Annotated in this window: 11 protein-coding genes; 3 read left to right on the top strand and 8 right to left on the bottom strand. The window is 30.4% G+C overall.

Features of this window, described 5'->3' with window-relative positions; genetic code table 11:
• Positions 1-30: 30 nt before the first annotated feature.
• Complete coding sequence (locus F3K33_RS14465; RefSeq protein WP_039768725.1) at positions 31-1,224, bottom strand: multidrug efflux MFS transporter; 1,194 nt, start codon at positions 1,222-1,224, stop codon at positions 31-33.
• A 421-nt stretch (positions 1,225-1,645) separates the two neighbouring features.
• On the opposite strand from F3K33_RS14465, the gene F3K33_RS14470 reads away from it, so the two are divergent.
• The gene (locus F3K33_RS14470; RefSeq protein WP_023975371.1) at positions 1,646-2,203 is read left to right on the top strand and encodes a TetR/AcrR family transcriptional regulator; all 558 of its coding nucleotides are present in this window, start codon (positions 1,646-1,648) and stop codon (positions 2,201-2,203) included.
• 327 nt (positions 2,204-2,530) lie between these two features.
• On the opposite strand, the gene F3K33_RS14475 is transcribed toward F3K33_RS14470, so the two are convergent.
• The 3 genes from F3K33_RS14475 to F3K33_RS14485 form a co-directional block, all read right to left on the bottom strand.
• Positions 2,531-2,839, bottom strand: coding sequence for a nucleoside triphosphate pyrophosphohydrolase (locus tag F3K33_RS14475; RefSeq protein WP_039768728.1), 309 nt, complete (start codon positions 2,837-2,839; stop codon positions 2,531-2,533).
• A gap of 84 nt (positions 2,840-2,923) precedes the next feature.
• Complete coding sequence (locus tag F3K33_RS14480; protein ID WP_039768730.1) at positions 2,924-3,532, bottom strand: uridine kinase family protein; 609 nt, start codon at positions 3,530-3,532, stop codon at positions 2,924-2,926.
• 262 nt (positions 3,533-3,794) lie between these two features.
• On the bottom strand, positions 3,795-4,544 hold the full coding sequence (locus F3K33_RS14485; protein ID WP_039768732.1) for a class I SAM-dependent methyltransferase: 750 nt from the start codon (positions 4,542-4,544) through the stop codon (positions 3,795-3,797).
• A gap of 856 nt (positions 4,545-5,400) precedes the next feature.
• Here F3K33_RS14485 and F3K33_RS14490 point away from each other — a divergent pair.
• Positions 5,401-5,946, top strand: a complete 546-nt coding sequence (locus F3K33_RS14490; protein ID WP_039768734.1) for a DUF6512 family protein — start codon at positions 5,401-5,403, stop codon at positions 5,944-5,946.
• Positions 5,947-5,990: 44 nt separating this feature from the next.
• On the opposite strand, the gene F3K33_RS14495 is transcribed toward F3K33_RS14490, so the two are convergent.
• Both F3K33_RS14495 and F3K33_RS14500 read right to left on the bottom strand, forming a co-directional pair.
• A complete protein-coding gene (locus F3K33_RS14495) occupies positions 5,991-8,321 on the bottom strand; it encodes an EAL domain-containing protein (RefSeq protein ID WP_243141302.1) in 2,331 nt (776 codons plus the stop codon).
• A 577-nt stretch (positions 8,322-8,898) separates the two neighbouring features.
• Positions 8,899-9,753, bottom strand: a complete 855-nt coding sequence (locus F3K33_RS14500) for a helix-turn-helix domain-containing protein (RefSeq protein ID WP_039768739.1) — start codon at positions 9,751-9,753, stop codon at positions 8,899-8,901.
• A 304-nt stretch (positions 9,754-10,057) separates the two neighbouring features.
• On the opposite strand from F3K33_RS14500, the gene F3K33_RS14505 reads away from it, so the two are divergent.
• The gene (locus tag F3K33_RS14505) at positions 10,058-11,200 is read left to right on the top strand and encodes an epoxide hydrolase family protein (protein WP_039768741.1); all 1,143 of its coding nucleotides are present in this window, start codon (positions 10,058-10,060) and stop codon (positions 11,198-11,200) included.
• 448 nt (positions 11,201-11,648) lie between these two features.
• Here the strand turns inward: F3K33_RS14505 and F3K33_RS14510 are convergent, their stop codons facing one another.
• Complete coding sequence (locus F3K33_RS14510) at positions 11,649-14,735, bottom strand: efflux RND transporter permease subunit (RefSeq protein WP_039768743.1); 3,087 nt, start codon at positions 14,733-14,735, stop codon at positions 11,649-11,651.
• Between the two features lie 13 nt (positions 14,736-14,748).
• Positions 14,749-15,957 carry an efflux RND transporter periplasmic adaptor subunit gene (locus F3K33_RS14515; protein ID WP_039768745.1) on the bottom strand — a complete coding sequence of 403 codons (1,209 nt, stop codon included), beginning with the start codon at positions 15,955-15,957 and terminating at the stop codon, positions 14,749-14,751.
• Between the last annotated feature and the right edge of the window lie 48 nt (positions 15,958-16,005).

Genomic DNA, 16,005 nt, shown 5'->3' on the forward strand with positions numbered 1-16,005 from the left:
TCCTTTTTATTCATTTTATTTATATAATAATTATTGATTTAAACTAAGTTTTTTATAAACTTTGAAATAGACCCAAACTGCATTTATAAATAATAATGCACTTGTAATGAAAAATACGTATTTCATTCCCAAGTTTCCTGCTACCTGTCCACCTAAAACTGCACCTCCAAATGCCCCTAAATATCCTGCCGACATGTTAAAACCAAATACTCTGCCTGTAAGAGACGCTGGAGTTATTTTCTTTAGTACGATATTTACAGATGGATTAAGTCCAGCAGATGCTATTCCTAATAAAAATCTAAGGCCCATTAACTGCCAAGTGTCTTTTACAAAAGCTTGTGGTATAAAAATTATTCCTGCACCTATAGTACATGCTAGTATTATTTTATGAGCCCCTACTTTATCTGAAAGTTTACCTAGTCTTGGTGCAGCAATTATATTTGCAAGACCTGAAGCTGAAAATGTTAATCCAGCCAAAAGCACAATATGACTACTATTATTGGATAACTGCTTAACATATACTGTTACAATAGGTTCAACTGAATATAATGCAACAGCTAATACAAAGAAAGTTACAAACATTGTAATTGTAAGGTTTTTTTCTGGAATTGCCTTCCATACCTCCTTAATGCTTAGAACAGCTTTATCTTCTCGAGTAAAAGATTCTTTTACAAATAAAACAGTTGTAATAAATGAGATCAAAAGTAGTGCCGCTGTTATGAAAAATACGCTTTGTAAACCAAAGGCCTCATCTATGAACCCACCAATTGTTGGACCAATTAACGAACCTGCAATATTTGCTGTTGAAAGTGTACCTAAAGCATATCCTGCATTTTCTTTATCTGTCTGAGTTGCAATAAGTGCTGTACATGCTGTGCTATACCCTGTGATTACCCCTTGAAGTAATCTTAACCCTATTAGAACATATACATTCGGTGCAAATCCCATACACCCTATAGTTATGGCCATACCAAGACTTGCTCTAAGAATCATTGGTTTTCGCCCATATTTATCAGCAGCACTGCCCCAAATTGGTGAAAAAATAGCTGAAACTACATAAGTAATACCAAATGCAATTCCTGAAATTTTTGTAATTGATGCTGTATCTTGAACTCCAAGATGCTGTATGTAGATTGGCAATACTGGAGCGATTTGACTCATCCCTATGGCGGCAACAAATATCCCAAACCAACACACTATTAAATTTTTTCTCCATATTTCCATAAGCATACTCCTTTCTATTTGTATAAATTAAGAACAAAATTACATGTAACCTCATCTGAATAGCCTTTTATATAAATTTTCCTCAAATTTCACCACATTACAATTTGCTAAAGAACAAAAAATATTAGTAATTGCTAATATCTTGATAAAGTTTCTATTACTTCCCCCTTAATTTTTCTGTTCATTATCTTCAATTTGATTATAAACTATATTTTATAGTTTGTAAATTATAAAATATAGTTTATAATTATATTATATAATCCAAAATGTTTTTATAATTATATATTGCAATTAAGTTTCAACATCATGCTCTTGATTAACATTTGCTTTATTAGAGTTTTAAATGTAAATTTACTATAGCAACATATATATTTTTTTAAACATTAAACTATTTTTATAAGGTTATAGGAGTGAAAAGTGTATGCACAAAAGAAATCTAACCAGAGAAAAGATTATTCAAGTTTCTTTTTGTCTAGCAGATGAAATTTGTATTAATCAACTTAATTTTCAAAAAATCGCTGAAAAATTGGATGTAAAATATCCTTCTTTGTATAATCACTTTAATAATATGGATGAACTTAAAATTGAAATGACGGTATATATGTTAAATGAGCTGAATCAAAAATTGATGCAGAGGCTGATTGGCAAGAGTGGTTATGATGCCATAAGAGAATATGCTAGTGTTTATAAAGAATTCGCTTTTGAAAATAAGACAGCTTATAAACTTTTTATCAGTATTCCTAGCACTAAAAATAATGAATTATTTAATTTGATGAGAAAAATAACTCATATTATTCATGAAATTCTAAAGTCTTACATTAAGGATGAAATTCTTTTGGTTCATAAAAGCCGAACTTTAAGAAGTCTCTTACATGGTTTTATTTCATTATATTCCTTTGGATATTTTCAAGGTGATGTTGATTTAGAAGATACCTTTAAATCTATGATAGATGACTTTATCTCGTCACTTAACAAATAACCCTTGTGAAAGGTAAGAAAATATAATATGAGTATACTTAACAAAACAAAGTGATTAAGCCACCTCCCCCTTTGTTATAGGATTTTAAGATTCTTGTATGACCAATATGCATTAACTATTTAAATAACTTGATTTTCAAGATCCAAATTTGTATATTTTTCTTAACATAAAAAGAGAGCTTACTTTGTGTAAACTCTCTTTAGTAAAATCATATACGGCTTTTAGTTAGAATTTTTTACGCCCATCTTTTTAAACATGCGAACATAACCTAGAAAGCCAACATATTCTGTCATTTACCTCTATTGCTGTTATATTTTCACAACAAGATCATTTTGTGCTTTTAAGGACAATTCCTTCCTTAAATCCCCCACGTTCTTCTCTTTTCTTATCTCTAGCTTTAATAAGCTCTTCTTCACTAAAGCCTAGGCTGTCAGCAAGTCCAAACAAAACTTCCATAACATCAGCTAATTCTTCTAAGTTCTTATCTTCCAGAAATTCATTAACTTCTTCTTTTAGTTTGGCTTCTAAAAGCTCATACCTCTCTTCTTTAGTTGCGACGTCTATATCACATTCTCTTCCATCAGCTTTTATTATTTCTGGGATTTTATCTCTTACTAATTTATTATATACTTTCATTAACTCTCACTCTTTCCACAATTATCCACATTCCCGTATTTAATATTTTTATTAAAAATCGTATTATCTAAATGAACTTTTCATCTATCTCTTTATGTTTGTAGTATCAAATATTATGTCACATTTATTCTCAATGTCTAGTTCTGTAAAGTAATGTTCTTCCAGTGGAATCCATTTGTTTATGAAATCCTGAAGTTTTTCTTCACCATTACGTTTTAGAATTCGTTCATGCTGCACTTTAGGATCAATAGTTATAAAAATTTTATAATCATAATAATCCCTTAATGTAGGATGCAGACTATAACTTCCTTCAACTATAGTTAAATTTTTAGGTTCTACTTTTATAGGCTGACTTAGCTCCCCTTTATTGCATAAATATTTTCTATATACAGCAGGCTCGTCGTTTTTTAATGACTTTAAGATTTCCTCCTCAAATCTTTCGTAGTGAACATTTCCACCAGGCTGTGCTAGTCGTTCTTTTGTTTTCATTCTTGGAGGAAGGAAGAAATCATCCATGTGAAAAAGGCTGCAATCAAACTCTTCTGCAAGCATTGCTCCTAAGGAACTCTTCCCTCCGCCACATCTTCCATCAATGGCTATTACTAATTTTTCATTATCTTTTAGTAAGTTCTTAATTTCATCAATTACATATTTATATTCATTATAAATATGTGGTTTACGTTCTTTATTCATTATTTCCTCCAATATTTAAAGGCTTACTTTACATAAACTCCTGCTAAAGACAGTGCTTTGTTTATTAATAAACATGTTATTGCAGCTTTAATATTATTTTATTACTATAATATATTTGTTCACCATTTATGATTGATATTCCTCTAAATTCGTATCTTTTCTATAGATATTTTGTAATTCACAATGCACATTTCATAATTCACAATTACGGTTAAAATTCTTACGATATTTTTAGAACTAGTATATTTCCAACATATATATCTTATATTTTTCTAGCTTTCAATCTAATGCGCACATAATCTGCATACCATACTCCATTCTGATATAGAATAGGTTTTAAGCTTTTTACCGCCTCATCAATAATTTCATTTTTTAACGAGTCATCTAAGCCTTTAAAAGGCTGTATAACAAACATTTCAATCCAATTCTTCATTCCATCTTCACCTATAAGTGCGGTTTTACGATCAAATAATGCTGCATATACTGTTTGTAGTCCATGCTTTCTAAGAATAGGAGTATATTCATCAATAGTTGGAAAATAGAATGTTCTCTTATATTCTAATCCCCTTGCTTCAAAAGCCTTTTGCAAAAATGAATGGATTGTTTCTGTGCATCCGTATCCTCCAAATTCACATACTAAGCTTCCGTTTATTTTTAATCCATTATAAACACTCTCTAGCAATCCATCTTGATTATCAATCCAATGAAAAACTGCATTAGAAAATATCGCATCAACTTGTTCATTTAAAATAAACTTCACTGCATCATCCTGTATAAATGTTAGTTCAGGATAATTTTTTCTTGCAATTTCCAGCATTTCTCCTGATGCATCCATACCAATTACATCTGCTCCCATGTCCGAAATCTTTTTCGTTAATGCTCCATTACCACATCCAAGATCTAAGACTTTAATTCCTTTCTCAATATCTAACAAATTTAAAACATCTTCACCATATTGATGTACAAACTGAAAATCTTTTGTATACCCTTTAGCATTCCACTTAATATTCATAAAAACACCTCCATTTTAAATATACCTGACATTAAAAATAGTATATCAAAACAGATACCATAATTGAAATGCATATTAATTATACTTTATATAACTATGATTTATATAGAGATCCAACTTTAAAACCTAGATTTATGTGTTAATTTACGAAATCATAAATATTTTGATTCCGAAAAGCTATGAAAATATCGCTGAAGGTTCTAAGCAGCAGCTTGTATCCACTTTAGCATGCTCCAACTTTCAGTTTGACAAGCTAAAATGGAACAACCTACAACTAAGAACCTTTAACAGCTCATTTTCAAATGTTTTCTCCACAAATATATTTATGATTTCTAGTGAATATATGAACTTAAAGCTTTAGCAATATAGCTCACCGAAAGCAGAAACATTGTTATTTCGCAGGACTATGAAAATTTCGCTGAAAGTATTAAGCAAAATTTTACATAAGGCTTTTAGGTTTTAATTTTCATTTATGATACATATATTTATTATATGAAACTGCTTTATAGTTAGTTTATATAGATAACCCAATAATGAACTATACTTAACCCATGAAATATCTTCCAACCAGAAATGAATGGTATACTTTTGTGGAATGTTTCATTGGTAATTTTGATGGATGTTATCCTTGGCTATAAGTTGTTCCAAATGTGCTAGTTCAAAGCTTGTTCTTTGAGGCTAGCACTTTGGGTGCAACTTTATAGCCTTAGAATCACCCATCATAATTACCTAGAAACTGGAACAAAAGTATATTATTCATTTCGGTGAGGTATACGCATACGTACAGATTATAGTTGGATATCTATAACTTTATTTAAAGCAGTTATATAATTTAAATTGGAGATGTATCTAAATTATGAATAACATGCTTTTAAGTCCTGAATTTTGGTTTATTATCGGTATTCCAATTACTTTTTTACTTGGATCATTAGCTCACTTTGCATATGATTGGAGTGGTAAATCAGTTATAGTAGGTATCTTTACTCCTGTTAACGAAAGTATCTGGGAACATTTAAAACTTTCTACCTATCCTACTTTTATTTGGTATATACTAGGCATTTTAATATTTCGAGATAAAGTTAACTTGTATATCTGGGCCATATGCTCTGTCATTTCAGTTATTACTAGCTGTATTGTTATAACTTGCTTTTTCTATACCTACACAGGTGCTCTCGGAATACAATCATTATTTCTTGACATATTTTCATTATTTTTAGGGCTTTCTATAGCCCAATGTTTATCTTTGCATATTTATAAATATGCAACATTAATTATGCTTCATTTTTATTTATCTATTATAATAGGTTCTTTAATAATAATCTGTTTTACTCTTTTTACTTTTCTTCCTCCTAAATTGCCGATTTTTATGGACCCCATTACTAAACAGTATGGAATTCATTAAAATAAGTCCTCTTTATATGGATCAGCTTAATTTTAAACGAAAATTTAATTAATAAACTTATGTTCAAAATCGGATGCTTCCATAGGTTTTCCTATTAAATACCCTTGAATGAAATCACATTTAAGCTCGTTTAAGATTCTAAGCTGTTCTTTTGTTTCAATTCCTTCTGCAACAATTTTAATATCTAAGCTATGTCCCATATTTATTATTGATTTAATAATCGTTAGATTTTTATAGTTTGTTTCCAAATTCATTATAAGGGATTTATCAATTTTTATTTTATCAATAGGCAATTTATTTACATAATTAAGAGATGAATAGCCTGTTCCAAAATCATCTAATGATATTTTTATTCCCATACTCTTAAATTGTTCCAATATGTTTATAATTGTTTCAAAATCCTCCATGGCCTCATCTTCAGTAACTTCTAGGTTCAGGTATTCAGACGGCAGAGAATATGCCTCCAATATATTTTGAACGAGTGATACAAATTCAGGTTGCTTTAGTTGAGAATAAGAGGTGTTTACTGATACACTAAATTCATGCGATCCAATTTCATTCCACTTTTTGCACTGTATACAAGCATTTTCTAACATCCAATTATCGATTGGTATTATTTCTCCTACACTTTTAGCTATAGGAATAAATTCTATAGGCGGAATAATTCTATCCCCTTGCCTCCATCTTATAAGCGCTTCTGAATTTAACACTTTCTTTGACTTTAAATCCATAATAGGTTGATAATAAACCATAAATTCATTATTTGATAATGCTTTATTTAATTTCATCTTCATTTCTAATTTATCAATTGCTTTATGTTCCATTTTAGGTGAATATATAGCAAAGTCATAACCACCATTTTTCTTAACTTCATACATAGCTAAATCTGCATTGTTAATCAAAGTATCTGAATCTTCTCCATGCTCTTGGAATATACTTATTCCTATACTTGCTCCAAGAATTAAAGATTCTTCATTATAAGTAATTGGCTTTTTCAATTCCTTTTGTATTCTTAGAGCAATTTCTTTAATGTATATATCAGACTCTACATTTTTCAATATAATTATAAATTCATCTCCACCAATTCTACTAATTATATCCTGTGGACCTATAGAATCTTTCAATGTAGATGCTACTTTTTTAAGAACTTTGTCACCAACTTGATGTCCAAAATTATCATTTATATTTTTAAAATCATCTAAATCTATAAAAAGAATTGCAAATTTTTTATCTTTATTTTTTAATAGTTGATTAATATTTTCTAACATCATTTTTCTATTAGGAATTTCTGTGAGAGCATCATAATATACATAATGACGAATTTTTTCTTCTGCAAGTATCTTATCTTTTATTTGATCTACAAGTTTCGAATTTTTTCTTTCCAGTTTTAAAGTATATTTCTTTTCTATTTCTGCTATTCTCTTTCTTTCTGAAATATCATGTATCAAAATTACAATACCTAGTTTATCGTCATACTCATCATATATAACTGTACTTGATAATTCACATACAATGTATCCTTCATCTTTTTGTTGTAAATTAACCTCTACATTTCTCACATAACTATTTTCTATTATAGTATTAAAATCAATGTTTTTATAAGATATTAAATCGCTGAACATCTTTCCTTCTAATTCTTTAAATTTATAATCTGTTATATTTGATGACGCTTCATTACAATTTTGGATTGCAAAATTCTCATCTAAAATAAATATTGGGTTCTTAACACTATTAAAAATGTATTCTGATAAATACTTCGAAGTAGTTAACATAAACCTGTGCTTACTTATTGCATAGCAAACACCACCCAACGCTATAGTTCCACTCAAAACTGCTGAAGGAAAGACAAGAATTCCAAACATAGGTAAAATAATATCTGTTAATACCCCTATGGTAATACTTATAAAACATGTCCATAAAATAATTTTATTTTGCTTTCTTATCCTATTCTTTTTTGAATATCTCCCTCTATTAAATAGCATTACAAGACCTGATACATAAAAAATTATAGAACATATGCTGTATGCAATTTGACCAAATAAATTTGGAGCCACATCAATCCATCCATAAGGTCTTCTAATCATAGCTGAAGATGGTTCAACCATAATATTGCATAAAAATAATAATGCAGCAGGAACGTGGGCTAAAATTATTATAATCCGATTGTATTTACTTTCTTTCTCATTATTTAATACAAGTGCAAAATACAGCCAGTGACCAGAAAAAAAACAATACCCAAAAACTGAAACTGCCCTCCAAAAAAACGCTATATTTATATTTTCACAAGTCAGCATCATTGCATATCCAAGTGCCCAAGCAGCACAACACATGCTTAAATTTAAAAATATTTGATTAGCTTTTGATTTTTTGTCCATCCTGTATCCATATATCCCTAGGAATGAATAAAAAACGCAACATAACATTAACGAAATAAATAAACTAATATAAATAAAACCACCTCCGGCATAAAATATTTTAATAAATTTCTACTTTATATAATTATCGAGAAACTATAACTTAAATTTTATACGTTTCTATTAAATAATTTCATATTTCAACATTTTCTGTCATTATATCATTTTATTCTTAATTTCATAAATATTCAAGTTCTGTAAATCTATACATAATAAAAATATTTATATTTTTCCAATAACTTCATTTGCATACATGAACTCCTACTAATGAATTAGACTTTTTAGCAGTGAATATATAAGTTTTAAATGATATATTCATTCCTTATAAAATTATCAAACTCACATTATGTCACAGTTAAGATAGGCTTTTATGAATTAGACTTTTAAGAATATAGTATATTCTTAAAATAAGATTACAATACATTAAATACCATAAATATAGAGGATTCCGATTTTTATAAACTTCAGTATCCTCTACTATTGCTAATTCCATTTCTTAAATGGTATTATTTATCTTCTCAAATATATTTCACATTTTTTATTGGTGACTTGAAAATTCTCGTGAGTTTTTCCTAAACTCTGTTGGAGTCATACCCTTTTTAGCCAAAAATTGTTTTATAAAATATGTATCATATTCAAAGCCAGTGGCACGTGCAATTTCGTTTAAGCTCATATCAGTATGAGTCAATAGACTCTCAGAAACCTTTAAGCGGTACGCTAGTAAGTAGGCCATTGCTGTGCAGCCACATAGATCCTGAAAACTTTTATTTAGTGACACACGATTCAAATGAGCACATCTTGTTAAATCTTCCAATGTTATTTTATCAGAATAGTTTATATGTATATATTCTAAAACCAAATTAACAGGTGATTCTTCGCTATGGTGGTTTAGCTCTTCAATCAATCCAAGTATTTGTATTAAGTATTTTTTTATTCTACACACCCAAAGCGAGTCACTTTGTGCATATACTTCTGTTCCCATAATAAAAAACCACTCATATAATTTCAAATATATTTTCTCATCTACAGCATATACCCTAGTATGAATTTTATCTTTTCCAAAAAGTAAAAGACCAGTTTTTATTTTTAGATTAGTTGACAGATATCCAGTATTTTCTGAGAAATGAGCTGTATTAAAAAAATCTGGATGGAAACAAAATGATTGCGAAGATACATTTTGTTTTTCAATAACTTCTATTTTATCTTCCATTGATAAACAAAGAATACTTGGAGCGACAATTTTCACAGGGCGACCATTTAGTTGTAAATTCATGCTTCCACTCGTAATAAAGGTTATAGTTAAACGCTCTTTATAAGGAAGATTTACAAAGTTTTCATTTGCAATAAATTCTATATATACAGTTCTATTCTTGTGACGATCCATTTGTGGCATAAGCATTCCTCCATTGGGTACATTAAAATAAGTAATAAATTTAAATTACCATTTATATTTTTATTAATCAATAGCAAATTCTAAGACAAATACGTAAAAAATCCCCACACCAAAAGTCGACAATTCCACAGTCGCCTTTGAGATTTTGTTCTTGTTCTTTTACAAATAGTATAGTTAAAAGCTTCATTTATGACATTGTATCATATTTTCTAAATGGTAGACTATTATTAAGAATTAAAGAAAGTTATGCAAATAAGTCTATTAATAACTTACTGTTTATAACTTATATGAAAGGAGAATTATTATGTCTATTAAAAAATTCAATATCCAAGTATCTGATGAGGTACTTAATGATTTAAAATACAGATTGGATCATATACGCTGGCCTGAGCTGCTAGAAAACTCAAGTTGGGAACGAGGTACTAATATAAGTTATTTAAAATCACTTGTTTCGTATTGGAAGGATGAGTTTGACTGGCGTGCACAAGAAAAAGAATTAAACCGCTTTTCTCATTTTCGCTGTAATGTGGATGGGATAGATATTCACTTCATACACGAAAAAGGAAAGGGACCTAATCCTACCCCAATTATACTTACTCATGGATGGCCTGACAGTTTCATACGCTATCAAAAGATTATCCCACTTCTTACTGACCCTGCAAGTTATGGTGGTGATCCTAATGATTCTTTTGATATAATTATCCCTTCGCTACCTGGCTTTGGCTTTTCTAGTGCTTCAAAACATAGTGGCATGAACAATTATCGTGTTTCTGAGCTTTGGGCAAAGCTAATGACTGAAAAACTTGGTTACAGTAAGTTTGCTGCTGCAGGTGGAGATATGGGTTCAGGTGTTACAAGATACTTAGCATTAAACCATCCAGAACTTCTAATAGGAATCCATCTAACTGATATTGGAATTATCAGAGATCTTATGATGTCAAATGATACAGAGCTTTCAAAAGATGAATTGAATTATAAGAAAATTGCTTCAGAATGGATGTCAAACGAAGCAGGTTATATGTCTATTCAATCTACAAAACCTCAAACCATTGCCTATGGACTTTCTGACTCACCAGTAGGCTTAGCTGCATGGATTATAGAAAAATTTCGAGGTTGGAGTGATTGCAATGGTGATTTAAGTAAAAACTTTAGCAAAGATGAACTTCTCACTAATACAATGATCTATTGGGTCACAAATACCATAGGCTCATCAGCAAATGCATATTATGAAAATACACATTCATTGCCACCAATGGGACACATAGATATACCAACAGGCATGGCTTTATTCCCAGCTGATGTATTGCTTCCACCAAAAGAATGGGCTATGCGCAATCTAAATATCACTCGCTGGACTACAATGCCTAAAGGAGGACATTTTACAGCCATGGAAGATCCTGAAAATTTTGCTGAAGAAATTTGCACATTCTTTAGAACTTATAGATAAGCTTGAACTTATGTCATGGCTTACCGAAATTATAAATATTTTGTTCCGAAAAACTATAAAAATATCGCTGGAAATTCTAAGTTACAGATTTCACCACTTTAGCATGCTCCCACTTTCCTAGGGAAGTTCGACTCATTACATTCGCTGAGGAAGTTCGAGGAACCCAAAATAAAATTTTGGACTCTCACTTCACAAGCTAAAGTGGAACAATTTACAACTAAGAATCTCATCAGCTCATTTTCAAATGTTTTCTTCACAAATATATTTATAATTTCTAGTGAAGGTATATGATATACTCACGTACTTTTATTCCACATAACTGCAACAATACCCATAAACATAACATTTTTAAAACAGCACTAAACCTCTTCTTATTCAATGATCACAAATGCAGTAAATAGCCACTATTTTAGATATTAGCATCATAAATAGTAGCTATTTTATTCACTTATCCTTGCTTTTTCCAGAATTTCAGTGATTTAACACTTGGCTTATCAGGCTTTATTGATATCTCCTCTAACCTAGTATTAACTAAAGAATAAACCACTGGAACAACTACGAATGTAAGGAAAGTAGCTGATGCAAGTCCAAATATTATGGTTACAGACATAGGTCCAAATAACGCACTTTTTGAAAATGCAAGTGGTATAAGACCTGTAATAGTTGCTACAGAACTTAGTATTATCGGCCTGAATCTTTGACTTACAGCATTCAAGCATGCTTCATCTATAGAAAGACCTTCTTTTCTTCCTTCAATTATATATTCCACAAGCAGAATACCATTTCTTATAACTACTCCAATTAAACTTATTATTCCCATTACAGCAGTTAAAGATAGCTGCATCTTAAATGTGAGAAGCCCTGCCGTTACTCCTATTAATGATAGTGGAAGTGCACACATTATTATAAGTGGCTGTACAAAAGATTTAAATTGAACAAATAAAATCACATAAATTATTAGTATACACATGGCTGCAGCTATACCTAGACTTGTAAAATTCAAATCTATTTGATGTTTCTCACCATCATAAATAACATTTACACCATCTATATCCATCTTATTTATTTCCGGACTTAATGCATTTTCTACGGTAACAGCATTATAACCAGTTTTTATATCGCTATATACTGTTACAGTTTTATCTTTCTTATAATGTTTTATTTGGTCTATCTGTGAATCAAGTTTTATAGTTGCTACTTCTGATAACAATACCTTGTTTTTTGCAAGGCTGGATTTCACTTGTAAATTTTTTAAATCTTCAACTGATATAGCATTACTTTTAACTAGTATATCGTAATCACTTCCATTTTTTCTGTATACAGAAGCAGCATATCCTCTTATAGCAATGCTTATCTGCTTTTCTATATCAGATTTTAATAAACCATGCTGTACTGCCTTAGTACTATCTATATCTACTTCATATTGATAAGTCTTTTTTGCTGCATCATCTCTTACATTTGTAGTTCCTGGAATACCATTTAATTTTTCTTGTATTTGATCTGAAGCCGAATAAAGCTTCTCTAAATCATCTCCTGTAAGTCTTATACGAATAGGTGCACCTGTTGGCATTGCTTGTTCCAAGAGTTTTACTGTTGCAGTACCTCCGGATATTTTACTATCTATTTGACTTTGTAAATATTCAGCTAATTCTTGTCTTGTACTGAACTTTTTGGTCTTATTTAGGTCTATGTTCATCATAATTTGAGCTTTATCTTTTGCTGGTGCAAGAGGAGGTATAGTAATATAAAATTTAGGCACAGCACCACCTATAGCTGACGTATAACTTGTAACATCTTCATCTGATTTTACTATATCTTCAACTTGTTTTACTAAATCACTCGTGCTGTCAATATTATCCACTTTTTCATTAGCAACATCTATATAAAGAATGTCTTTATCTGCATAAGGAAAGAACTTCGTTCCTATTGAATTCAGCAATCCTATTGATACTGCAAATAAACATAAACATATTATAATAATCTTTATTTTATTCTTAAGTCCATAATTTAAAAGTTTATGGAAAAACCTTTTTATTATACTTTCCTTCTCAACTTTTTTACTTTTTCTAAAAAATATAGATGCCATAGCAGGAGTTACAAACAGTGCTGATAAGTAAGAACACGCAATACATATCATTACTACCTGAGGCAAAGTTCTTAAGAATTCTCCTGCTCCACCAGGTATATTTAAAAGTGGTGCAAAAGCACCAATAATAATCAATGTAGATGTGAATACAGGCACAAATAATTTTTTAATACCATGAAAAGCAGCTTCATCTCCAGACATGCCTTCATCAACACCTACCTGCACAACATCGCCTATTACAATGGCATCATCTACTAATATTCCAAGAGCTATAATAAGTGCTGTGGTAGACATTTCCTGGACTTTAATACCAAGAGCATTCATAGCAATAAATGACATAGCTATAGATATCGGAATTACTGCTGATACTACCATTGCATTTCTAAATCCCATTCCTATTAAAACAGTTATAACTACCAGAATTACACCATCTCTAAGGTTCTCCATAAAGAAAGAAACCGATTCATCTACAGCCTTAGGCTGAAAAGTAACTTGATCTATTTTCAAATCTGGTGGTAATTGTTTTTTTATCTCATCTAACTTTTTTGTTGTATCCTTACCTATTAAAACTATATTTTTATTATCTTGAAAGTAACCGACAATTAATACGGAATTTTCTCCATTAGTAGTAAATTTATAATTTGAATCATCATCATACCCCATATAAACCTTTGCTATATCTTTAATCCTAATAGTTTGTCCAGTGTCAGTTGAAACATTTACCACTGTATCTTCTATCTCCTTAAGAGATGTAAAACTTCCAGGTGTCTCAACTTTTATTTTTCCTTCTTTTAAATTTAAAGACCCTGATGGAATATCTATATTTTGAGCTTTTAATACTCCACATATGTCTTCAAAAGAAATTGAATATTTGTTTATCTTATTTAAATCAACCTCCACTTTTACCTGATTATCTTGTTTACCCTTTATATCAAATCTTGAAATACCATTAACATTGCTTAGCTGCTTCTTTATATCATCTGCATAATTTCCCAATTGTTCATATGAATAATTATCTCCTGATACACTTAAAATCATACCGGCAGTCTCTGTAAGTTTCGTATTTATCTCACTATCTTGACATCCATCTGGGAGATCTGATTTTAGATCTTTTACCTTATCTCTCATATCACGCCATGCTTTCTCTTTATCAGCATCATTAGTTAAGAAAACAACAACTATTGAAGCATTATTTACAGAGTAAGACTCACAATAATCATAACCATCTATTTCTTCAACTTTTTCTTCAACTTTTTTTGAAACTAAACTTTCTATATCACTAGGAGAACCTCCTGGATAAATTGTTGTAATCATTGCTGCTGGAGATGAAACATCTGGCATTTCCTGCTTAGGAACAATATAATAGCAATAACATCCACTTAAAATAGCTATAGTTATTAAGAATATTACTATTTTTTTATTTTTTATAGCCGCTTTAATCAATCCCATAATTCATCCCCCTTTATTCTGCTGAAACCTGATATCCAGCTTTTATATTTTTCATACCTTCAGTAATAAGGTTTTCTCCAACTTCTAATCCCTCTATGCATACTTCATTTTCATTTGTATCTCCTAAAGTTACATTTTTCCTAACAGCACGTCCATCTTCCACTGTATAAACATAATCTTGTCCATCATTCAAAATGCTGGTAATTGGAATCCATATGCCACTCTTTTCTCCATTATCAATATACACTTTCACAGATTGGCCTACGTAATATTTATCATTATCTATTGGATTTAAAATTTTGATTTCTGCACTGTAAGTTCCACTTTGTTTATCAGGTGCTTGAACTATATTCATAATTTCTCCATCAGTAGTAGTGTCATCTATTTTAACTTCTGCTTTTGTTCCTACCTGTATTTTCTTTACATCATCATCAGATATTCCTGCAGTAACCACTTGATTGTCACTTCTAACTAAAATTACTGGATACCCAGCTTGTTGCATTTCTCCTTCTTTACAAAGGACATCTACTACATAACCATCTTCATCTGCTACAAGAGATGCATCTTGAACTAAATTAACCTTTGAATCATAATTAGCTTTTGCAGCATTTACCTGTGCCAATGCTGCTTGCTTATCCTCTTCCCTTATTCCATTTTGAAGCTGTGTCAATGTTTCCTTTGCTGCATTTAACTGGCTTTCACTACCATCTAATTTAATTTTAAGATCGTTAACCTGCTGCTCAGTAGCAGCCTTTATTTGAAATAAACTAACAGTTTTATCATATAAATCCTTGCAGTAATTATACTCGTCCTGAGCGTTTTTTACTGCTATTTCAGCTTTATTTATATCCTCAGCTTGTGCTCCATTTACTGCTTTATCATATTGGGCTTGTGCTGCATCCATTTGGGCTTTTGCAGCATTTTCTGCCAAATTTAAGTCACTTTTATCTAAATCAACCAGGTTATCTCCTTTTTTCACCTGTTGACCTTTTACAACATATATTTTTGAAATTTTAGCTGGACTTTTGAAGGAAAGCTTTCTTACTTCACTTCCTCCTGTTATACCCTCATATTCTAAATCACTTGAATGGCTTTGATTTTGAAGTTCTACTGTTTTTACTGGATAGGTTTTTGCATCTACTTTTTTATCATTTTTACTGCATCCACTTAATGTTGTAAAATTTAAAATTACTAAACAAATAGCTATTATCTTCTTATTCATATATCCTCCTTGTATTCACCATATCGTACATGAAACATGATATTTATT

The sequence above is a fragment of the Clostridium beijerinckii genome, assembly GCF_008705175.1.
Classification (GTDB): Bacteria; Bacillota; Clostridia; order Clostridiales; family Clostridiaceae; genus Clostridium; species Clostridium beijerinckii.